This window comes from Rhodoferax sp. (assembly GCF_044236835.1).
Lineage (GTDB): Bacteria > Pseudomonadota > Gammaproteobacteria > Burkholderiales > Burkholderiaceae_C > Allorhodoferax.
In genome coordinates this window covers 21,130-41,298 of sequence record NZ_JBIIGC010000020.1, presented here as the reverse complement: position 1 = coordinate 41,298, position 20,169 = coordinate 21,130, and the positions used below count along the sequence as shown (strand labels likewise).

At 63.3% G+C, this 20,169-nt stretch carries 20 protein-coding genes, 1 tRNA gene and 1 pseudogene; 15 read left to right on the top strand and 7 right to left on the bottom strand.

Annotated features, from left to right (window positions below; genetic code table 11):
• Positions 1-3 precede the first annotated feature (3 nt).
• The 4 genes from ACILRC_RS13045 (at position 4) to ACILRC_RS13030 (ending at position 3,479) form a co-directional block, all read left to right on the top strand.
• Complete coding sequence (locus tag ACILRC_RS13045) at positions 4-735, top strand: DsbC family protein (protein ID WP_395669807.1); 732 nt, start codon at positions 4-6, stop codon at positions 733-735.
• Positions 732-2,543, top strand: a complete 1,812-nt coding sequence (locus ACILRC_RS13040; protein ID WP_395669806.1) for a M61 family metallopeptidase — start codon at positions 732-734, stop codon at positions 2,541-2,543. The genes ACILRC_RS13045 and ACILRC_RS13040 overlap by 4 nt, the downstream gene beginning before the upstream one ends.
• 30 nt (positions 2,544-2,573) lie before the next feature.
• Entirely contained in the window at positions 2,574-3,353 is a 780-nt protein-coding gene (locus tag ACILRC_RS13035) for an enoyl-CoA hydratase (protein WP_395669805.1), read from the top strand.
• A gap of 49 nt (positions 3,354-3,402) precedes the next feature.
• Positions 3,403-3,479, top strand: a tRNA-Met gene (locus ACILRC_RS13030).
• Between the two features lie 295 nt (positions 3,480-3,774).
• Here ACILRC_RS13030 and ACILRC_RS13025 read toward each other — a convergent pair.
• The 3 genes from ACILRC_RS13025 to ACILRC_RS13015 all read right to left on the bottom strand — a co-directional run bounded on the left by ACILRC_RS13025 (position 3,775) and on the right by ACILRC_RS13015 (position 5,216).
• Entirely contained in the window at positions 3,775-3,993 is a 219-nt protein-coding gene (locus tag ACILRC_RS13025; protein ID WP_395669822.1) for a helix-turn-helix domain-containing protein, read from the bottom strand.
• A 79-nt stretch (positions 3,994-4,072) separates the two neighbouring features.
• Entirely contained in the window at positions 4,073-4,384 is a 312-nt protein-coding gene (locus tag ACILRC_RS13020) for a type II toxin-antitoxin system RelE/ParE family toxin (RefSeq protein WP_395669804.1), read from the bottom strand.
• Positions 4,385-4,679: 295 nt separating this feature from the next.
• Positions 4,680-5,216 carry an AAA family ATPase gene (locus ACILRC_RS13015; protein ID WP_395669803.1) on the bottom strand — a complete coding sequence of 179 codons (537 nt, stop codon included), beginning with the start codon at positions 5,214-5,216 and terminating at the stop codon, positions 4,680-4,682.
• A 143-nt stretch (positions 5,217-5,359) separates the two neighbouring features.
• On the opposite strand from ACILRC_RS13015, the pseudogene ACILRC_RS13010 reads away from it, so the two are divergent.
• Positions 5,360-5,656 (top strand): annotated as a pseudogene (locus ACILRC_RS13010) (IS110 family transposase); the annotation flags it as partial.
• A 46-nt stretch (positions 5,657-5,702) separates the two neighbouring features.
• On the opposite strand, the gene ACILRC_RS13005 reads toward ACILRC_RS13010, so the two are convergent.
• Positions 5,703-6,941 (bottom strand): FAD-binding domain-containing protein, encoded by a 1,239-nt coding sequence (locus ACILRC_RS13005; protein WP_395669802.1) that lies wholly within the window; start codon positions 6,939-6,941, stop codon positions 5,703-5,705.
• A 176-nt stretch (positions 6,942-7,117) separates the two neighbouring features.
• Here ACILRC_RS13005 and ACILRC_RS13000 point away from each other — a divergent pair, with 176 nt between their 5' ends.
• From ACILRC_RS13000 to ACILRC_RS12975, 6 genes are read left to right on the top strand one after another with little or no spacing between them, the layout of a single operon-like run.
• Positions 7,118-8,875 carry a deoxyribodipyrimidine photo-lyase/cryptochrome family protein gene (locus tag ACILRC_RS13000; protein WP_395669801.1) on the top strand — a complete coding sequence of 586 codons (1,758 nt, stop codon included), beginning with the start codon at positions 7,118-7,120 and terminating at the stop codon, positions 8,873-8,875.
• Positions 8,872-9,153 carry a DUF2256 domain-containing protein gene (locus ACILRC_RS12995; RefSeq protein ID WP_395669800.1) on the top strand — a complete coding sequence of 94 codons (282 nt, stop codon included), beginning with the start codon at positions 8,872-8,874 and terminating at the stop codon, positions 9,151-9,153. Before ACILRC_RS13000 ends, ACILRC_RS12995 begins: the two co-directional genes overlap by 4 nt.
• Entirely contained in the window at positions 9,150-10,766 is a 1,617-nt protein-coding gene (locus tag ACILRC_RS12990; RefSeq protein WP_395669799.1) for a cryptochrome/photolyase family protein, read from the top strand. The genes ACILRC_RS12995 and ACILRC_RS12990 overlap by 4 nt, the downstream gene beginning before the upstream one ends.
• Before the next feature lie 54 nt (positions 10,767-10,820).
• Positions 10,821-11,180: a hypothetical protein gene (locus ACILRC_RS12985; protein WP_395669798.1), complete on the top strand. Its 360-nt coding sequence runs from the start codon at positions 10,821-10,823 to the stop codon at positions 11,178-11,180.
• Between the two features lie 35 nt (positions 11,181-11,215).
• Positions 11,216-12,577: a tRNA (N6-isopentenyl adenosine(37)-C2)-methylthiotransferase MiaB gene (miaB, locus tag ACILRC_RS12980; RefSeq protein ID WP_395669797.1), complete on the top strand. Its 1,362-nt coding sequence runs from the start codon at positions 11,216-11,218 to the stop codon at positions 12,575-12,577.
• Entirely contained in the window at positions 12,574-13,050 is a 477-nt protein-coding gene (locus tag ACILRC_RS12975) for a BLUF domain-containing protein (protein ID WP_395669796.1), read from the top strand. Before miaB ends, ACILRC_RS12975 begins: the two co-directional genes overlap by 4 nt.
• A 42-nt stretch (positions 13,051-13,092) precedes the next feature.
• On the opposite strand, the gene ACILRC_RS12970 is transcribed toward ACILRC_RS12975, so the two are convergent.
• From ACILRC_RS12970 to ACILRC_RS12960, 3 genes are all read right to left on the bottom strand, one after another.
• Positions 13,093-14,268, bottom strand: coding sequence for an RNA polymerase sigma factor (locus ACILRC_RS12970; RefSeq protein WP_395669795.1), 1,176 nt, complete (start codon positions 14,266-14,268; stop codon positions 13,093-13,095).
• A 69-nt stretch (positions 14,269-14,337) separates the two neighbouring features.
• The gene (locus ACILRC_RS12965) at positions 14,338-14,697 is read right to left on the bottom strand and encodes a YciI family protein (protein WP_395669794.1); all 360 of its coding nucleotides are present in this window, start codon (positions 14,695-14,697) and stop codon (positions 14,338-14,340) included.
• A gap of 174 nt (positions 14,698-14,871) precedes the next feature.
• Positions 14,872-15,927 (bottom strand): LacI family DNA-binding transcriptional regulator, encoded by a 1,056-nt coding sequence (locus ACILRC_RS12960; RefSeq protein ID WP_395669793.1) that lies wholly within the window; start codon positions 15,925-15,927, stop codon positions 14,872-14,874.
• 127 nt (positions 15,928-16,054) lie between these two features.
• Between ACILRC_RS12960 and ACILRC_RS12955 the strand changes: the two genes are divergently transcribed.
• The 4 genes from ACILRC_RS12955 to ACILRC_RS12940 are packed head-to-tail and all read left to right on the top strand — an operon-like array spanning position 16,055 to position 20,167.
• Positions 16,055-17,347: an ABC transporter substrate-binding protein gene (locus ACILRC_RS12955; protein ID WP_395669792.1), complete on the top strand. Its 1,293-nt coding sequence runs from the start codon at positions 16,055-16,057 to the stop codon at positions 17,345-17,347.
• A 15-nt stretch (positions 17,348-17,362) separates the two neighbouring features.
• Positions 17,363-18,430, top strand: a complete 1,068-nt coding sequence (locus ACILRC_RS12950) for an ABC transporter ATP-binding protein (protein ID WP_395669791.1) — start codon at positions 17,363-17,365, stop codon at positions 18,428-18,430.
• An 8-nt stretch (positions 18,431-18,438) separates the two neighbouring features.
• Complete coding sequence (locus ACILRC_RS12945) at positions 18,439-19,329, top strand: carbohydrate ABC transporter permease (RefSeq protein WP_395669790.1); 891 nt, start codon at positions 18,439-18,441, stop codon at positions 19,327-19,329.
• A gap of 1 nt (position 19,330) precedes the next feature.
• Positions 19,331-20,167 carry a carbohydrate ABC transporter permease gene (locus ACILRC_RS12940; RefSeq protein WP_395669789.1) on the top strand — a complete coding sequence of 279 codons (837 nt, stop codon included), beginning with the start codon at positions 19,331-19,333 and terminating at the stop codon, positions 20,165-20,167.
• Positions 20,168-20,169: the final 2 nt, after the last annotated feature.

Below are 20,169 nucleotides of genomic sequence, written 5' to 3'. Positions count from 1 at the left end.
CCCATGCAACCCCTAACGTACTTTCTTCGGCCCTTGCTCGCGGTGTGCGCACTGTGCTGCACAGCCACCGTGCTGGCACAGGAAGCCACCATCCGAAAAAACATCGCCGAACGCCTGCCCCAGTTAAGCCAGATCGACGAGGTGCGCAAGGCGGCTGTGCCTGGCTTGTTTGAGATACGGGTCAACGGCGCCGAGATCTACTACACCGACGCCCAGGGCAACTACCTGATCCAAGGCCAAGTCATCGACACCAAGCAGCGGCGCAACCTCACCGAGGAGCGCATCGACAAGCTCACCGCCGTCAAGTTCGAGGCCCTCCCCTTGCAAGACGCCATCACCATCGTGCGTGGCAAAGGCGAGCGCAAACTGGCCGTATTCCAGGATCCCAACTGCGGCTACTGCAAACGTTTCGAGCGCGATTTGCAAAAGGTGGACAACGTCACCCTGCACCTTTTCCTCTACCCCATTTTGGGTGCGGACTCGGCTGAAAAATCGCGAGGCATCTGGTGCGCCCGCGACCGCGCCAAAGCCTGGAATGACTGGATGCTGCGCGACGTCCCCGTGGCCGCCGCCGCTGCCATGTGCAACAGCGCTGTGCTGGAACGCAATGTGGCGCTGGGACGCAAGCACAACATCACCGGCACCCCCACCCTGGTGTTTGTGGACGGCTCGCGCGTGCCCGGAGCGGTCGATGCGCAACAGGTAGAAAAACTCTTGGCACAGGCCCGCCCATGAAGTCCCAGCACGCCCCCGTGCACTACGAGATCGCGTGCGCCGATGTGCATGCGCACCTGTTTCGCATCACCCTCACCGTCGCCGAACCTGCGGCGCTGCAGGTGCTGCAACTGCCGGTGTGGATTCCCGGCAGCTACTTGGTGCGGGAGTTTGCCAAGCACCTGCTAAACCTGCGGTGCACCCAAAACGGCAAGCCGGTGCCCACCGAACAGACCGACAAGTCCCACTGGCAGGTGCGCTGCGATCCGAGCCAGCCTCTGCAAGCGCAGTACGAGGTGTACGCACGCGATGCCTCGGTGCGCGCCGCGTGGCTGGATGCGCAGCGCGGTTTCTTCAACGGCACCAGCATGTGCCTGCGGGTGCTGGGTCAGGAGGCGCAGCCACACACCCTGACGCTGGCGGCCAGCAACGCGCCCAGCGGCTGGAGCCTGGCCACCGGCTTGTCGCCGCTGCGGGTGAACAAGGTGGGCTTTGGCACCTACCGCGCGGAGAACTACGACGCCCTGGTCGACTGCCCGGTGGAGATGGGGCGCTTTTGGAGTGGCAGCTTCCAGGTCCACGGCATCCCGCACCGCTTTGTGGTCGCAGGTGCCGCCGACAGCTTTGACGGCGAACGCCTGCTGGCCGACGCGCAGGCCATTTGCCACACGCAAATAGCGTTCTGGCATGGCAAGGCTACACACGCAGTGCCGTTCAAGAACTACCTGTTCCTGCTCAATGCCGTGGACGACGGCTACGGCGGCCTGGAGCACCGCAATTCCACCGCGCTGATCTGCCAACGCAAAGACCTGCCGCGCCACAGCCCCGACAAGCAGCCCGAGGGCTACACCACCTTGCTCGGGTTGATCAGTCACGAGTACTTCCATACCTGGAACGTCAAACGCCTGCGCCCTACCGAGTTCGCACACTACGACTACACCCAGGAAAACTACACCGAGCTGCTCTGGTTTTTTGAGGGCTTCACCAGCTACTACGACGATTTGCTGCTGCGTCGTGCCGGCCGCATCGACAACACCAGCTACCTCAAGCTGCTCTCCAAAACCATCAACCAGGTGCAGCAAACGCCAGGGCGGCGGGTGCAGACCGTCGCGCAAGCCAGCCGCGACGCCTGGATCAAGTACTACCGGCAGGACGAAAACACCGCCAACGCCACGGTGAGCTACTACACCAAAGGCGCACTGGTCGCTCTGTGCCTGGACTTGCACCTGCGCGCTGCCGGCCACACCGACCTGGACGCGGTCATGCGCGGCCTGTGGCAGCGCTGTGCCGGTGGCCCCATGGCGGAGTCGGACCTGGCGACGGTGCTGCAGTCGCTTGGCGGACGATCTTATGCACGCGAATTGGCGCGCTGGGTGCACAGCACCTTCGAGCTGCCCTGGGCGGAGCTGCTGGAGCAACACGGCATCCAAGTCAACCGCGAGCCCGACGCCCTGGCGCAGCAACTGGGCCTGCGCCTGAAGGAGTCGGGCGCCCTGACGGTCACGCAGGTTCTGCGCGGTGGTGCTGCCGAGCAGGCGGGTTTTGCCGCTGGTGACGAATGGCTGGCGGTGCAGCCCGGCGGCGCAGCTGCCAAAGCCACTGCCCCGTGGCGGGTGCACACCCAGGACGACCTGACGCTGTACTGTGGCACTGCCAAGCAATGGGTGGCCACCGTGGCGCGCGACAAGCGCTTGCTGCAACTCACCCTCAAACGCCCCAAGACCAGCTTTGCCGCGCGCCTGTCGGTGCGCGACGCGGCGGCAACCAACCGCTGGCTTGGCCCCCAGCAGGATGCCAAGACCCCCAACCCACCCAGCCGCGCGCTCTAGCGCAACCACGCAATCCACCGGAGTCAAACCATGCCATACGAGTGCATCACCACCCACACCGAAGGCGGCCAAGTCGGCATCGTCACCCTCAACCGGCCCAAGCAACTCAACGCACTCAACGGCCAGCTCATGGACGAGTTGGGCCACGCGCTCAAAGCCTTTGATGCCGACGAGGCGATTGGCTGCATGGTGCTTACCGGCAGCGAAAAAGCCTTCGCTGCAGGCGCCGACATCACCGCCATGGCCAAGTTCAGTTTTGCGCAAGCCTACAAAGGCGACTTCATCACCCGCAACTGGGAAACCATCCGCAGCGTGCGCAAACCGGTCATTGCCGCAGTGAGTGGCTTTGCCCTGGGCGGCGGCTGCGAGCTGGCGATGATGTGCGATTTCATCATTGCGTCGGACACCGCCAAGTTCGGCCAGCCCGAAATCAAGCTCGGCATCATTCCCGGCGCCGGCGGCACCCAGCGCCTGCCGCGCGCGGTGGGCAAATCCAAAGCCATGGACATGGCCCTGACCGGGCGCATGATGGACGCCACCGAGGCCGAACGCGCCGGTCTGGTCAGCCGCGTGGTGCCACAGGACAAGCTGATGGAAGAAGTTTTGGGCGCTGCCCTATTGATTTGCAGCTACTCGCAAATCGCCACCATGGCCGCCAAAGAGACGGTCAACCGCGCTTTTGAGAGCAGCCTGTCCGACGGCCTGATGTTCGAGCGCCGCCTGTTCCACGCCCTGTTCGCCACCGACGACCAAAAAGAAGGCATGGACGCCTTCGTCAACAAGCGCAAAGCCGCCTTCCACAACACCTGAAAACCTGCCCTTTTGACACCTGGGCAGAGTTGCTATACTCCCGGCCTTCGGTGATATAGCTCAGTTGGTTAGAGCGCAGCATTCATAATGCTGATGTCGGTGGTTCAAATCCACCTATCACCACCAAATGCAAAGCCCCAACCCGTGCGAGTTGGGGCTTTTTTTTGGGCGATCGTGCGTGTTACGCCGTGTCGTTGCGGTTCCTGCGAAAACTTGCGGACCTCGTCCACCGCACTACGTGGCCGGTTCCGCACTTGGCTAACTCTCCTGCGTCTATTTATCTCGGCATTCCTGATGCACAGGAACGGGCCGAAGTCCACAACTGCCCCAATTCAGAGCCAACGTTTGGCACGTACTTGAAGTTGAAATTCAGCGAGAGCCGAAGGCGATCCAATGGAATGACCCGTTATGCCTGCCCCACTCATTTCACGGCAACCGCGAGCAAGGCCATCGGGTTGGTCCGCGCAATAGTGAGCAGCGTTCGGGCTGCTCCACTCGGCTGCTTACGACCCTGCTCCCAGCCCTGAAGGGTTCGCACTGACACACCAAGAAGGGTGGCGAACTGTGACTGTGACAGTCCCGTGCGTTCCCGAGCCTCAACCGCAGGGGAAGAAACGACTCGGGTCTTTCCCGATTTCATTTGCCGCACGGACTCAAGCAGCTCGGAGGCCAGGTCCCGCTTGGATTCGTACGCGCGCAGTTGCGCGTCAGTGAGAGGTTTAGCTTTCGAGGGCATGACGAATTTCCTTTAGCTTTGCGCCCTTGATGTTGTCCGTCCTCGCCTTCGCGTACAGAGTGAGAAGCACGACTTCTTGCTCCGCTGTGCGCGTGTAGTAGATGACACGAACCCCACCGGACTTGCCAGTACCAGCCCGGCCCCAGCGGACCTTTCGGATCCCACCAGACTCGGGCACCACAACTCCAGCGTCGGGGCTCTCGGCAATGTACGCCGCGAACTCAGCCCTCTCTTCCTCGGTCCAGTACATCGGCCATTGCTTCTGGAATAGAAGGGTTTCGACAACAGTGAGCATGTCGCGAAATATACGCCTAAGGCGCATAGATGTCCAGCGACGCGAGAGGCATCAGGCCCAACGAATGAAACAGACCTCCCCGTCCCACCCAAGCCGCGACCCGCAGAGGTTGCGCTTGTCGTCAACGCAGTGCCACGATGGAAGCAGGTGACGCACATATCCAGTTCAACGCCAATGTTCGGTCCGCTCGATAGCCCTTCTACGACAGCACTTTCACGCCCAGCGAATGGAGCTCGGGCATCGGCTCATCTTCAAGGTGGTAAGCAATGCGCAGGAAAGAAAAACATCGCCACCGCTACTTGACGAAGCGGGCAGTCCCACTAGAAGGGTTAGGCGCCTGCTGCTCAATCTGAGTCAATAATTCTGTCACCGAGTAGTTGCCTACCAAGCGGATGACTTGGCACGCGCGGGTAGTGAGCCACGTTTTGTGTTTTGCCAGGCTACGGCCCTTTTGCAAGCCTTCATCGTATTGTTCAGCCCATTCGAGGAACGCTTTGTTGGCTTTGCCGTAGCGTTGAACCTCACGGGATTCAAGTCGTTGTAGGCGAACCTCGGTAGGCACATAGAGAAATATGACCAGGCCAAATGCGTCTTCGACCTGAGTGCCCCAGCCCATAACTGAGCCGGCAACTACGGACAGACGTTCTGATTCAAGGGCTTGCATAAGAAGAGTGCTTCGCTCCTCTGGCAATCGCTTCTGTGTGAACGGCGGCTGAGTTGGCAACCAGAAGTACGAATCAGCTTCTAGAAAACGAGCATTCCACTGCTGCGCAAGCGCCTCGCCAAGGGTGCTGGTTCCTGAACCCGCCGCACCAGTGATGAGGACTCGCATGTTCAAGCGCCTACCGAAAGAAAGGGAGTTCCCCGTCCCAAGCGAGTCGCGCCCCGTAGGAGTTGCGGTTTACGGCAAAGCAGTACGAGGGTGGAGAGGTGAATCTTTTCATCAACTCACTAGTTTTTCTGGAAGGGGAAGTCATGGCAATCGTAACGGTTGGAATTGACCTTGCAAAGAACCACTTCGCAGTGCACGGCTTGGATGAATTGGGCAAACCCGTGCTGGTGCGAACTGAAGTACCACGCGTCAAGCTGCTCGAACTCATCGCCAACTTGCCCCCCTGCCTCATCGGGATGGACGCGTGCTCGGGTGCACACCATTGGGCCCGCGAGTTCGCCAAGCCTGGCCACACCGTGCGCATGATGGCGCCCAAGTTCGTGGTGGCCTACCGCATCAGCGGCAAGCGAGGCAAGAACGATGCTGCGGCAGTAACCGCGAACCGAGCTGAATGACTTTCGATCTGGCAGCCTCGGGCCAGTGCGTTCACAGCAGCTGCTGTGGGCTTGCAATCCCGCGCGTAGCCCGCGTCCACCATTGCGAGAAGCTGCGGCACGGCTGCTCCACCGCCGGAAACAAAGCAGGCGCGGGGTGCAGTTGTGCGATGCCTTCGAGCCAGCGGGTGGCGTGTGGGTCGGCCACGCTGCGCACGCTGGTTGCGCCGGCCAGGGCTGTCGCCAAACCTGCGGCGTCGATGACCCAGCGCTGCTGCGTCAGCTGCGCCATGGCGGCATCCACCCACTGCCAGCGCGCCAGCGGCCAGGGCCATTGGCGGTGGTGCTCGTGCAGGTAGACACCCAGCACCAGCGCATCCGAGGGCACATCGGGCGGCGGTGGGCGCAGCGCCCAAGGGTGCACCAACCATACCGCGCGCCCGGCCAGTTGGGCAATCGTTTGAACGTCGGGGGCCACCACGCCCAAAGCAGGCGGTGGCTGGCTGTGCAGCGCGGGCTCTGCCAGCGGGGCATGGCGGGGGGTGCCTGCTGGCAGATCGGTAGTTGCAGCAGCCATCGGGATGGCCGAACGCGCCATCGCATCCAGCGCTGGATACGGCTGATCAATCACCGAGCCCTGGCTGTGCCAGGCCTCGGGCGCGTAGCGGGCCACGTTGTCGGCGTTGAACAGGTAGGGCTTGTGGCTGGCGGTGCCGGCCACCCACTGCCAGCTCAGATGGTTGCTGGCCAGGTCACCGTCGAGCAAGTGGGCAACCAACCAGTCGGCACCAGCCCGCCAATGCACCCGTCGCACATGCACCACGTAACTGGCCAGCCACATGCGGGCGTGGTTGTGCAGGGTACCGGTGGCGTAGAGGGTGCGCACCGCCTCGTCGATGGCGGGCACGCCGGTGGACGCGCTGCGGATGTCAGTCGGCACATCCGGCGCGTAACAGCCCTCTGGCAGCGGACCGGGTTGCAAGGAATCCAGAATGCCGTCGCCCAGCTGCAGCCACACATGGCGAAAGTATTCCCGCCAACCCAGCTCAAACACCAGCTTGTGCTGCACCGGCAGCGCGTGGCGTTCCAACACGTGCGCCAGCAGCTCGGGCAGTGTCAACACTCCGTGCGTGAGGTAGGGCGACATGCCGGTGACCGCCCCGTCCAGGTGGTTGCGGGTGCGGGCGTACGCGTCCGGACGGATGCGCTGCGCCCGGGCCAAGGCAGCGGCGCGCGTGGGCGGACACGCCTGCAAGCCAGGAGCGGATGCTGAAGTGGAAAGAGGGGGCATGGTGTGTGGTCGGCACAGCGGCGGGGCGATGCGCGGTGGGCGTTAGAAGTTCGGCTTGGGCGCGCAGCTTAGCCCAAGGCGCCGCGCGCGGCAGCCCAGGGAAAACCAAGCAGGTGCCTTAACGCGAAAATTCCGCACCACGGCGGCTTGCAGGGCCTGTTGCTAGAGTGCCGTCGATGCAGCTAGGCACCCCCCGTTCTGCCGGTGCGCGCGCGCTGGTGTGGTTCAAGCGCGACCTGCGCTTGGAGGATCACGCGTCCTTGGCTGCGGCGCAGCACTTTGAGTCGGCGCTGGCGCTCTACGTCATGGAACCCGAATGGCTGCACAGCCCGGAATGCAGCGCGGCCAAGGTGCAGTTTGCGCTCGACAGCCTTGCGCCGCTGCGCATCGCCCTGCAACAGCGCGGCTTGCCGCTGCTGGTGCGCGTGGGCAATGCCACCACGGTACTCACAGAAGTGTTTTCGCAAACCCCATTCACCCACTTGCTCAGCCACGAAGAAACTGGCCCGATGTGGAGCTACCAGCGTGACATGGCGGTAGCGCGCTGGTGCACAGCGCAGGGAGTGGTGTGGCAGGAGTACACCCAAACCGGCGTGGTGCGCCGCCTGCGCTCGCGCTCGGGTTGGGCGCGGCGCTGGCAGGCGCGCATGGACGCACCGCGGCTGGTGCTGCAAGGCGGCTTTGCCGGCGTGCTGGGCGTGGAGCCAAGCGACCTGCCCACGCTGCGCACGCTCGGCCTGGGGCCGGTGACAGGCCAGGTGCAAGCCGCCGGTGAAGCGGCCGCCCGCTCGGTGGTGGAGAGCTTTCTGCAAGGGCGTGGCCGCGACTACCGGCGCGCCATGTCCAGCCCGCTGACGGCACCCGATGCCTGCAGCCGCCTGAGCACGCACCTGGCGTTTGGCACGGTCTCGCTGCGCACTGTGCACCAGCGCACCGAGCAGGCCATCGGCGCGTTACGGGAACAAGCGCACGCGCACCCACCAGTCGCGCGCCCAGAGGCGGATGCAGTTGCCGAAACAAGTGGGCCTGCGGACGGGACCACGCGATCTGCCGGCGACGCACAACAACACAAGGTGGCGCTGGCGCAATCCCTGCGCAGCTTTGGTGGGCGGCTGCGCTGGCACTGCCATTTCATGCAAAAGCTCGAAGACCAGCCGTCCATCGAGTTCGAAAACTTCGCCCGCGTCTGCGACGGCCTGCGCGAAAACGACTTTGACACCAAGCGCTTTGACGCATGGTGCGCAGGCCAGACCGGATACCCCATGGTGGATGCCTGCATGCGCTCGCTCACAGCCACCGGTTGGCTCAACTTTCGGATGCGGGCGATGCTGGTGAGCTTTGCCGCTTACCACCTGTGGCTGCACTGGCGGCCCGCCGGCCTGTTTCTGGCGCGGCAGTTTGTGGACTTCGAAGCTGGCATCCACTGGAGCCAAATGCAGATGCAAAGCGGCACCACCGGCATCAACACCCTGCGCATCTACTCACCCACCAAGCAGGCACACGACCAGGACCCCGATGGCCACTTCATCCGCCGCTGGGTGCCCGAGCTGGCGCATGTACCACTGCCTTACCTGGCCGAGCCGTGGAAGATGAACGACACGCTGCAACGCATGTCTGCGTGCACCATCGGGCGCGATTACCCCGCGCCTATCGTCGACGACAAGGCCGCTGTCAAGGCGGCCAAAGACCGGCTGTACGCCCTGCGCCAGACGCGAGAGGCGCGCGAAGAGGCCGATGTGGTGCAGTCGCGCCACGGCTCGCGCAGAAGTGGCTTGCCGCCCAATTACCAGCGCAAGCCGGCCGCCTCCTCGCGGATGCCCTCCAGGACCGCGTCGCAGATCTCCAAACAGACCACGCAGAAAGCCGCGCACGCCGCCCCTGTCCAGGCTGACTTGTTTGGACCAGACGCCACACCGCTGGCGGACGCACCATGAAGAACGACTTCAAGGGCAACAAAAGCGCCCTGCCCAGCAAACCCTGCGCCGTCTGCCAACGCCCCATGAGTTGGCGCAAGGCCTGGGGCAAGAACTGGGAGTCGGTGCGCTACTGCTCCGACGCCTGCCGGGCCAAGAAGGCAACGACGCTGGCACCAGCGCAGGTCCCCAACGCCCGCGCCAGCGTGCGAGCGACACCCCCAGCCCCACCGGTTGCGCCATCCACAGCGGGACCAAAAGCCGCTCCCGCGCGTTGCAAACCCCGAGGGCCGGCATGAGCACCACACCCACCACAACTGCCACGCCCGCAGCGCCCACCACACCCGCCGTACGCACCAGCGGCCACCCGGCGCCAGTGCGCCATTTGGTGCTGGTGCTGGGCGACCAGCTCGACCACCAGTCCAGTGCGCTGCGAGGTTTTGATCCGGCACAGGACCTGGTCTGGATGGCCGAGGTCGCGCAGGAGTCCGAGCATGTGTGGTCATCCAAGCAGCGCACCGCCATGTTTCTGAGTGCCATGCGCCACTTCGCCGCTGAACTGCGTGACCAAGGTCGGCCACTGCATTACATCGCCATGGAGGACGCTGGCAACACCCACACCCTGGCTGGCGAACTATCCCGCGCCATCGCGCAGTACTTGCCGCAAACGCTGGTGCTGTGCGCACCGGGCGACTGGCGCGTGCTGCAAACCTTGCGCGCCGCGGCGCGGCAAGCGGGTGTGCCGCTGGACTTGCGCGATGACCTGCATTTTTTCAGCACGGTGCGCGACTTCGCAGCCCACGCCCAGGGCCGCAAGCAACTGCGGCTGGAGTTCTGGTACCGCAAAATGCGCCAGAAAACCGGCGTCCTGATGGACGGCAAACAGCCGGCGGGTGGCCAATGGAACTTTGACGCCGACAACCGCGCCTCCTTCGGCGCCAAGGGGCCGGGCGCGCTGCCAGCGCCCAGCCGATTCGCACCCGACGCCATCACGCGCGAGGTGATTACGCTGGTCAACACCCGCTTTGGCAAGCATCCGGGCAGCCTGAGTGAATTCGGTTGGCCGGTCACGCGGGCCCAGGCGCTGCTGGCGCTCGACGCCTTCGTCCGCGAACGCCTGCCGCTGTTTGGCAAGTACCAAGACGCGCTCTGGGAAGGCGATGTGTGGCTCTACCACTCGCACCTGGCCTGCGCCATGAACCTCAAGCTGCTGGGCGCACGCGAGGTGGTGGCCGCCGCCGAAACTGCCTACCGCACAGGGGCTGCGCCGCTGGGCGCAGTGGAAGGTTTCATCCGCCAGATTTTGGGTTGGCGCGAGTATGTGCGCGGCATCTACTGGACGCAGATGCCCGCGTACTTGGAGCACAACACGCTGGCGGCCGGCGCCGAGCTGCCTGCGTGGTACTGGACTGGCGAAACCGACATGGCCTGCCTACGTGATGCCATCGGCCAGACACTGCGCCACGGCTACGCACACCACATCCAGCGGCTGATGGTGACGGGCTTGTATGCGCTGCTTTTTGGCGTGCGTCCTCACGCGGTGCATGCCTGGTACCTGGCGGTCTATGTGGACGCGGTGGAGTGGGTGGAGTTGCCCAACACCCTCGGTATGGCCCTGTTTGCCGATGGTGGTGTGATGGCCAGCAAGCCCTACGCAGCCAGCGGCAAATACATCCAGCGCATGGGCAACCACTGCAAGGGCTGCCGCTATGACCCGGCGCTGTCAGTGGGTGAGACGGCCTGCCCGTTCACCACGCTGTACTGGGACTTTTTGCTACAACACGAGGCCACGCTTTCCAGCAATCCGCGCATGGCCATGCAACTCAAAAATCTGCAGCGCCTGGGGCCCGTGCAGCGCGCGGCGATCGCTGACCAAGCCCGCCAGCACCGCGAAGCGCAACCGGCCACCTGACCCCTGCGTGGTAGCATCCGCGCGCCCTTCCAACCCAGCCTCTGGATATACACCATGAACCGCTGCAGATCTTTGTGGGTGGCCTGTGCACTGGGCGCTACTGCGCTGCTGGCCTCTGCCCAAACCCCGCCCCTGCGGCCGTTTCCGGCCAAGGCGGAACGCGGTGTCATGCAAATCACCCAGCCGCCCGAACTGCTCATCAACGGCAAGGCCGAACGGCTCTCGCCCGGTGCGCGTATCCGCGGTACCAACAACATGCTGGTCATGTCGGGTGCCTTGATCGGCCAGAACTTGGTGGTCAAGTTTGTGCGGGAGCCCTTGGGCTTGGTGCACGAGGTCTGGGTACTGACCCCTGCCGAGGCCCAAGCCACGGCCCATACAAACTGGGCGCGTGCGAGCGACGACATCCGCTGAGTGACCAGCGCCTTAACTTAGAAAAGCTCGCGCCTATGTCCAAAAAAGTATTCATCAAAACCTTCGGCTGCCAAATGAACGAGTACGACTCGGACAAGATGGTCGACGTGCTGCACGCCACCCAGGGCTACGAAAAAACCGAGAACGTAGAAGACGCCGATCTGATTTTGTTCAACACCTGCTCGGTGCGCGAGAAGGCGCAGGAGAAAGTGTTTTCCGACCTGGGCCGGGTGCGGCACTTGGCCAAAAAAGGCGTGCAAATCGGTGTGGGTGGTTGCGTGGCCAGCCAAGAGGGCGCGGCCATCATTGAGCGCGCGCCCTTTGTCGATGTGGTCTTCGGCCCGCAGACGCTGCACCGCTTGCCCGAACTGTTGAACCAGCGCAAAGCACAGAACCAAGCGCAGGTGGATATCAGCTTTCCCGAGATCGAAAAGTTCGACCACCTGCCTGCGGCCAAGGTGGAGGGCGCGTCGGCCTTCGTGAGCATCATGGAAGGGTGCTCCAAATACTGCAGCTATTGCGTGGTGCCCTACACCCGCGGAGAGGAAGTGAGCCGCCCGTTTGAGGATGTGCTGGTGGAAGTGGCTGGTCTGGCCGACCAGGGTGTCAAAGAGGTGACGCTGCTGGGCCAAAACGTCAACGCCTACCGGGCCCGGATGGTGGGCGCCGCGTCGGCCCTGGGCAGCGACATGGCGGACTTTGCGACCCTGCTGGAGTACGTGGCCGACATTCCCGGCATCGAGCGCATTCGCTACACCACCAGCCACCCCAACGAGTTCACGCCTGCCTTGATCGCGGCCTACGAAAAAATTCCCAAGCTCGTCAGCCACCTGCACCTGCCAGTGCAGCACGGCAGTGACCGTATTTTGATGGCCATGAAGCGCGGCTACACCGCCATGGAATACAAAAGCACGGTGCGCAAACTGCGTGCCATCCGCCCCGACATGGCAATGAGCAGCGACTTCATCGTGGGATTTCCCGGCGAGACCGAGGAAGACTTTGACAAGATGATGCGGCTGATCGTCGACATCGGTTTTGACAACAGCTTTAGCTTCATCTTCAGCCCGCGTCCCGGCACGCCAGCCGCCAACCTGCCAGACGACACGCCGCACGAAGTGAAGCTGCGCCGCTTGCAGACTGTGCAGGCCGCCATCAACGCCAACATCACCCGCATCAGCGAAAGCCGCCTGGGCACGGTGCAGCGCATCCTGGTGGAAGGCACCTCGAAGCGCGACGCCACTGAGCTGATGGGCCGAACCGAATGCAACCGCGTGGTCAACTTTGCCGGTGCGCCGCGCCTGATCGGGCAGTTGGTGGATGTGCGCATTTCTGACACCCGCACCTACTCGCTGCGTGGCGAAGTGCTGACCCACGAGGGCGCACTGCGCAGCGCATGAACACGACCCACCAAGCCTTTGGAGACGAACCCCACGCTGGGCCGGGCCTGCGCCCGCTGTACCAGGTGGTGTACTGCAGCCGCGCAAGCGAAGGCCTGCAAGACAGCGCGGTGGACCGCATCATCGCCACGTCGCGCCGCCACAACCCGCAGCGCGGCATCACCGGATTGCTGGTGTACGGCAGCGGCATCTTCTTTCAGTGGATCGAGGGTCCACGCGACAGCATCGAAGAACTGATGGGTCAACTGCGGCGCGACCCGCGCCACCACGACATCGTGACCTTGGCCGAAACCGAAGAGGTGCGCGAGCGCCTGTTCCCCGACTGGACCATGGAGCTGGTGCAAGCCAGCGACATCCGCGATGTGCTGGTGGACGCACGCGACACCGCGAACGACGCGCACAGCGTCGAAGCCCTGACCCTGCTACTGGAGCAACTCGACGCTGGGCTGCTGGGGGCGATGGGGGCGCATTAGCGGCCGACCACCACGCGAATCTGGGTGTATGACGCTGCGCGGTCAGCGCGGCGCTTGGCCCTGGCGCACCGATTCCAGATGGCTCTTGAGCCGTTTGTCCACCGTCAAGCCGATCGCCGTTTGGTAAGCAGCATTCACCTGTGCAGGCGAGGCGGCGCTATCGAGGCTGAGCAGGTAGGCCTTGGCGACCCACCAAGGTTGGAACTGCTTGGTGACAGCGGGGTCCATCTGCTCAAGCGCTTGCAGCGCCTCCTGTGGGTTGCCAGCCTCTCCTATGGCCACAGCCCCCGCCACCAGCGAACCATTGGTGGGGAAGTGGGCATTGATCTGTTGGTACAGCTGGGCGATCGCGCTCCACGGCGTGCTGCCTGTGAGCAAGCGCTGGCAATGCGCGGACTGCACCGCCGCCTCCATCTGAAAGGGACCTGGCTGTCTTTGTTGCGCACACGTCCATAGCAAGTGATCCGCGCGCAAGATGGCGTCTCGATCCCAAAGACTGACGTTCTGTTTTTCCAAGGGCACGAAGTTACCAGTGGCGTCGTGGCGGGCCGCTTTGCGGGCATCGCAAAACGTCATGAGCGCCAGCAAGCCGCGGGCCTCAACGGCATGTGGGAGCAAAGCGCACACGATGTCGCACAGGTAGATGGCCTCCTCCTGTAGATCAGCAATGCGGGATTCAGCACCTGCCACCGCGTCGAGCCCCAAGCCATATGCGCCGTAGATGCTTTCCAACACGTACCTCAGGCGCTCGCTGAGCTCTGACACTTCCGGCTCTTCAAAGCGGATGCCAGCGTCGCGAATTTTTTGCTTTGCGCGGACCAGCCGCTGCGCCAAGGCGGTGGGCGACACCATGAGCGCGCTGGCCACTTCGGCCGCTTGCAGGCCCAGCACCGTTTGCAGCATCAAGGGAATGCGCACCTTTTCGTCGATGGCTGGATGGGCGCAAACAAACATCAGCTTCAGTCGCGCATCGGGAATGGCGGGCGCATCTTCCTGAAGCTCCTGGTGCTCCAGCAGCACAGTGACCGCTGGATCACATCGAACCTGGTCATGCCGCGCCACTTGCAGCAGTTGGCGCTTCGCCACCGTCAAGAGCCACGCGTCCGGTGCCGCTGGAACACCACTGACAGGCCAGACCTCCAAAGCCTTGACCAGCGCATCGCCCAAAGCGTCCTGCGCCGCCCCAATGTCGCGCCACTGCCAAGCAAGGTAGGACACAAGCCGCCCATAGGAATCTCTGGCGGCTTGCTCGGCTGCTTTGTGCGGTGCGCGAAGATCGCCCACCATTTACTGCTGTGGCGGGGGCAGCACGGGGCGCACCTCGGTGCTTCCGCTGCTTGCATTGGGGCTGCGGGCAGCCCACTCCAGCGCCTCATCCAGGTGCGCCACTTCGATGATGAAGTAGCCACCGAGATGCTCCTTGGTGTCGGCATAGGGGCCATCATGGATCACCCGTTTGCCGTCACGCAGCCTGACTTGCGTGGCCGTGCTGGGCTCTTGCAGGCCGTTGCCGTGGACGATGATTCCAGCCTGCGCCATGGCACCGATGTAAGCCTGCCACGCGCCCCAATAGGCGGGTGCCGCTTCGGGGTCGGAGCGTTTCGCAACTTCGGTCGATGGTTCTTTAAAAATAAGCATGTATTGCATGGTGTTCTCCTATTTGGTTGAGGGTAAATCCTGTGGGATAAGTCGTCGCGAGATTGCTTGACTCACCCTGTAGATGCGCGGGACACCTGCCAATCGACAAGCGGGGAACATTTTTTTTCACCGCAGGCCCGCGCGGCGGCTTTGCGTGTGTGCGGCGTTGTTCGGCGTAGGGCATCAAGGTCGCACCACCAACTCATGGCGCAAGATGATCGGCCCGGCCTGCCGGTCGGCCAAGGAGCGCACGATGGCCTCGCCATAGGCCGCATACGGCACCCGTACCGCATGCAACCAGGGCGCGATCCAGGCGTTCATCGGGCTGTCGTCAAAGCCTATGAGCACCAATTCGCGGCCGATCTCCAGTCCAGCCTCCAGCGCGCGGCGGTGCGCACCATAGGCAATCAGGTCGCTGGTGCAAAACACCACCTTGGGCGGCGTAGTCTGGGCCAGCAAGCGGCCCATGCTTTCATAGCCAATTTGCAAATGCTCCTTGCCCACCACCGTCTGGATGCGACGGCTAGGCAGACGCAGGGCGCAGGTGCTGAGGGCGGCGCGAAAGCCGTTCACCCGGTCGGCGGTGGCCGACGACGCCAAGTTGCCGTGGATCAGCCCAAGTTCCGTCCACCCTTGGGTCGCGATCCAGCGCGCCACGTCGCCACCGGCCCCCAGGTTGTCGATGCCCACATGGGCCTGGCCCGGGCCCGGCACCGGTGAGCGACGGTTGACGAACACCAAGGGCTCGCCGGAGCGGACAAAGCTGCGCAGCACCGGGCTATCCACCGCGCCCAAAAGCACCAGGCCGCGCGCATAGTGCGCGCGCATCTCCAGCAGGTATTCGTCTTGCAAATCGGGCTGCTCGTGGGTGTCGCACAGCACCATCACATAGCCCGCGCCGCGCAAAGCCACCTCGGCCGCCGAGACGATGGCTGGCATGGTGGGATTGGACATATTGGCCGCCAGCACCGCGACCAGTCGGCTCTGCCCGCTGCGCAGCGACCGACCCGCGCCCGTGGGGCGATAACCCAGTTCTGTGATGGCCGCCTGCACCCGCGCTACCGTGCCGGCCGAGGCCTTGTTGGTGACCCCATTGACCACCCGAGAGACTGTGGCAATCGACACGCCCGCATGCGCCGCCACCGCCGAGATCGATACGCTTTCGCGGGGTCCAGCTGTGTTCACGGCCGGGGTTGCTGCAAGGACCGGATGGACGGTTCGGGTGGTGGTCTTGGGCATGTTAGGGATTACGCGTATTGAGCATTATCCAATAGCGTTACAGAATTTAGGTAAACGTTTTCCCAATTTTGTGACTGTCTGATTTACCTGTTCCCGCCCCACCACCCCAGACCCACCGGAGACAACCATGCGTTTGAGAAAAACCTTCAAAACCCTCGTGGCGGCTGCCGCCACCGCGCTGTTCATGGGCCAGACCCATGCCCAGGAAATCGTCGTCTGGCACGACCTCGGCGAGAACGGCATCAAGTGGTTCCAGGCCATGGGTGCCGAGTTCGCCAAGCAGCGTCCGGGCGTGACCGTGAAGTCGGTCAGCTACCCCACCGACCAGTGGTTTGGCCGCTCGATTTCCGCGCTCAACACCGACACCGCGCCGGACCTGATCTACAACAACTACGAGCGTGTCATCCGCGTCTCGGACCAAACCAACAAGCTCATGGACCTGCGGCCGGTACTGGCGTCGGTGTCCGACAAGGCTTTCCTGACAGACGACGACTTGCGCGTGGCCACCCAAGGCCAAAAGATGATTATTCTGCCGATTCAACGCGTGCAGATGGGCTTTGGGGTGCGCAAGAGCTGGCTCGACAAGGTCGGTGAAAAGTTCCCCACCACCTGGACCGACGTGCAGCGGGTCGCAGTGAAGTTCCGTGACAGCGACCCCGACGGCGACGGCAAGGCCAACACCTTTGGCATGGCACTGCAAGCGGCCAAGCCGCGCGACTTGGTCCATATGATTGACCTGTTCACCTTCGGTTCGGGCCTGCGCCACACCTTGGTGGACCCCAGTGGCAAGGTCGTGATTGACGAGCCGGCACGCGCCCGTGTGCTTGAAGAAGTGCTCAAGACCTTTACCGAATACCGCTACGTTGCACCGGACACCATCAACCACTCGTTTGGCGAGATGTACCAAGTCATTGAAGGCCAGCGGGCTGGCATGTTCCGGGTGGGCGACTGGAACGTCAAGAAATGGGACGGCGCAGCGGTACTCAACGGGGACTTTCTCGTCGGCCCCTGGCCCGCTTTTGAGGGGCGCAAGAATTCGGTGGTGATTGGCGGTATGCGCGGCGTGGCCGTGCCAGAGAATTCGCCCAACAAGGCCATCGCGGTTGAGTTTGCCAAGTTCATGCTGAGCAAGCCTGCCCAGCAGGCCTCGCTGGACAACGTGGGCTCGGCCGTGCGCAAGGACTTGGACCTGTCGGCCCTGTCCGAGCGCCAGCGCTACTTTGCTCTGGCCAACCACAGCCTGTCGGCCTACGATTTCCCGGAGTCCATCCACCCGTGGTACCCGGAACTTGAAGCCGCCTACCACCGCAAGTTGTTAAGCGCACTGGCCAAGCCACCTGCCAACTGGAAGGCCTTCATCACGGAAACCGCAGGTGAAATGCGCGAACTGCAGGCCAAGCTTGCAGTGGCCAAAAAGTAGGCGCGCCGCTGCCCCATGGCCAGCGTCGAACTGCACCAGGTTACCAAGTCCTACGACGGCAAGACCACCGTTGTCCACGGCATCGACCTAGAGGTCGCGCACGGCGAAATGGTGGTCTTTGTCGGGCCTTCGGGCTGCGGCAAGAGCACGCTGTTGCGCATGATCGCCGGCCTTGAAGGCATCAGCGGCGGTGAAGTGCGCATCGATGGCAGGCGCGTCAACGAGGTGGCGCCGCGCGACCGGGACATCGCCATGGTGTTCCAGGACTATGCGCTTTACCCCCACAAGACGCTGTACGACAACATGGCCTTTGGGCTGCGCTTGCGCAAGACGCCTGAGACGGAGATCCGCACGCGCGTCCTGGACGCCGCCCGACTGCTGCGCATCGATCACATGCTGGAGCGCAAGCCCTCGGCACTGTCGGGCGGTCAGCGCCAGCGGGTCGCTATTGGACGTGCCATCGTGCGCCAACCCAAGGTGTTTTTGTTTGACGAGCCGCTGTCCAACCTCGACGCGCAGTTGCGCACCGAGATGCGCAGCGAAATCAAGAAGCTGCACCAGCGGCTGGGTGCGACCATCATCTACGTCACCCACGACCAGGTCGAGGCCATGACGCTGGCTGACCGGATTGCGGTGTTGAGCGCAGGCAACAAGGTGCAGTACGCCACGCCACAGGACGTCTACAACACGCCCGCGGCGCTGTTCGTTGCTTCCTTTACCGGCTCACCACCCATGAATCTGGTGCCCTGCCGCGTCGAAGCGGGCCATGCCGTGCTGGGCGACGTGGCTGTGACCTTACCACCTGACTTGGTACAACGAGCCGGCGCAGCGCAATCGCACACCTTTGGCATTCGCCCTGAGAACATCAGCCTCGCGGACCACGGCGGCGTACCAGTGCCTGCGCATGTGGTCATCACCGAACCATTGGGCGCTGAGACCTTGGTGACGTTTGCGGTCGGAGCCTGCGAGCTGGTGGCGCGGTGCAGCGCGTCCTTTCGTGAGGCGCCGGGAAGCGCGCGCACCATCTACCTGGCAAGCGCTGCCATGCACCTGTTTGACAGCGCCTCGGGACTGGCCGTGTGATGGCGGGCTTGGCGCTACACCCTCCGCGCGCGCCAGCCATCGGCGTGTTCTGGCTGTTCGTGCTTCCCTTTGCGGCACTCACTGCCGTCTTCGGGGTGTGGCCCATTCTCCTGTCCATCCAGACCTCGTTCACCCAGTCCGCCAGTGCGCTCAAACCCAACCCAACCTGGGTCGGACTGGCCAACTACATCGCCATCTTTGCCGACCCGGTGTTCGTGGCCTCGCTCTGGCGCACGCTGTTCTATACGCTGTTGGCGGTGACCAGCACCGTGGTGCTTGCGCTCTTGTATGCGCTGCTGCTCAACTCGGCCCTGGTGGGAAGCTGGCGCACGTTTTTCAAGCTGGCGGTGTTTCTGCCCGTGGTGACCCCAGACATTGCAGGCTACGTGGTCTGGCGCTGGCTTTTCGATCAGAGCTTCGGGGCCATCAATATCGCCCTGAGTGCACTGCATCTGCCGACTTTCGGCGGGCTGTCTTCGACCTCGACGGTGCTGCAGGCGGTGCTGCTGGCGGAGCTGTGGCACCACCTGGGCTTTTATGTGATCGTTTTCCTCGCCAACCTGGCGCTGTGCGACAAGGCGCAGATGGAGGCCGCAGAGATTGACGGTGCCAGTGCGACGCAGAAGTTCTGGCATGTGGTGCTGCCTCAGCTGCGCCCGGCCTTGCTGGTCAACAGCGTCTACGCCCTAATCCAGTACCTCAAGACCTTTACCGTTGTGGCGGTGATGACCAAGGGCGGCCCCAACGATTCGACCAATTTCCTGAGCTATTACGCCTACCAGCTTTTCGACCAGGGGCGCTATGGCGAAGCTACCGCGATGGCCAGCGTGCTCTTCGCCATCGTCATCGTGTTGGCAGCGGGGCTGATGCGGCTGCAAAGCCGCGAGGCGGGGCACTGACATGCACAGCGCACCCTGGTGGCAAAAGACCCTGGCCTGGGCGGTGGCGGGCTTGGTGACCCTGGTCTGCCTGTACCCCTACTACTGGATGCTGGTCAGTGCCTTTCGCACCAGCCAAGCGATTCTGGCCTCACCGCTGCGCCCTTGGCCCGAGACGCTTTCGCTGGATGTTCTGCGCGAGATTGCCAGCGTCGGCGGCACCCCGCTGTGGCGCTATGCGCTCAATTCCCTGCTGATCACCAGCGCCTCCACCGTGCTGGGTGTTTTGGTGACGGCACTGGGCGCTTACGCGCTGGTGCGGCGACCGTCGTTTTGGGTGTTCCGGCTGCTGCGCGCAGGGTTCATGGTGACCATCATGTACCCCTACATGCTGCTGGTAATTCCGGTTTACATCGTGATGTTCAAGATGGGGCTTTTGGGCAGCTACACCGGCATCATTTTGTTTTTGGCGCTCGGGCCCATTCAGTTCTTCCTCTTCGAGCAGTTTTTTCAAACGATTCCGAAGTCGGTGATGGAAGCCGCCGTGATCGACGGCGCCACCGAAGCGCAAATCCTATTCTCTATCGTGCTGCCCATGGCCATGCCCGTGGTGGCGACCGCAACGATCATCACCTTCCTTCTGAACTGGGCGCAATGGCTACCGGTGATGGTGGTCTCACGTTCGCCCGACACCTACACCCTGCCGGTGGCGCTGATGAATCTCAATGGCGAACTCGGCGTGAATTTTCAAGGCATCATGGCCATGTCGGTGCTTATCACCATCCCGGTCACGCTCTTCTTTTTGATTGCCCAGCGACGCGTCATGTCCGGTATGACGGCCGGCGCCGTCAAGGGCTGAGC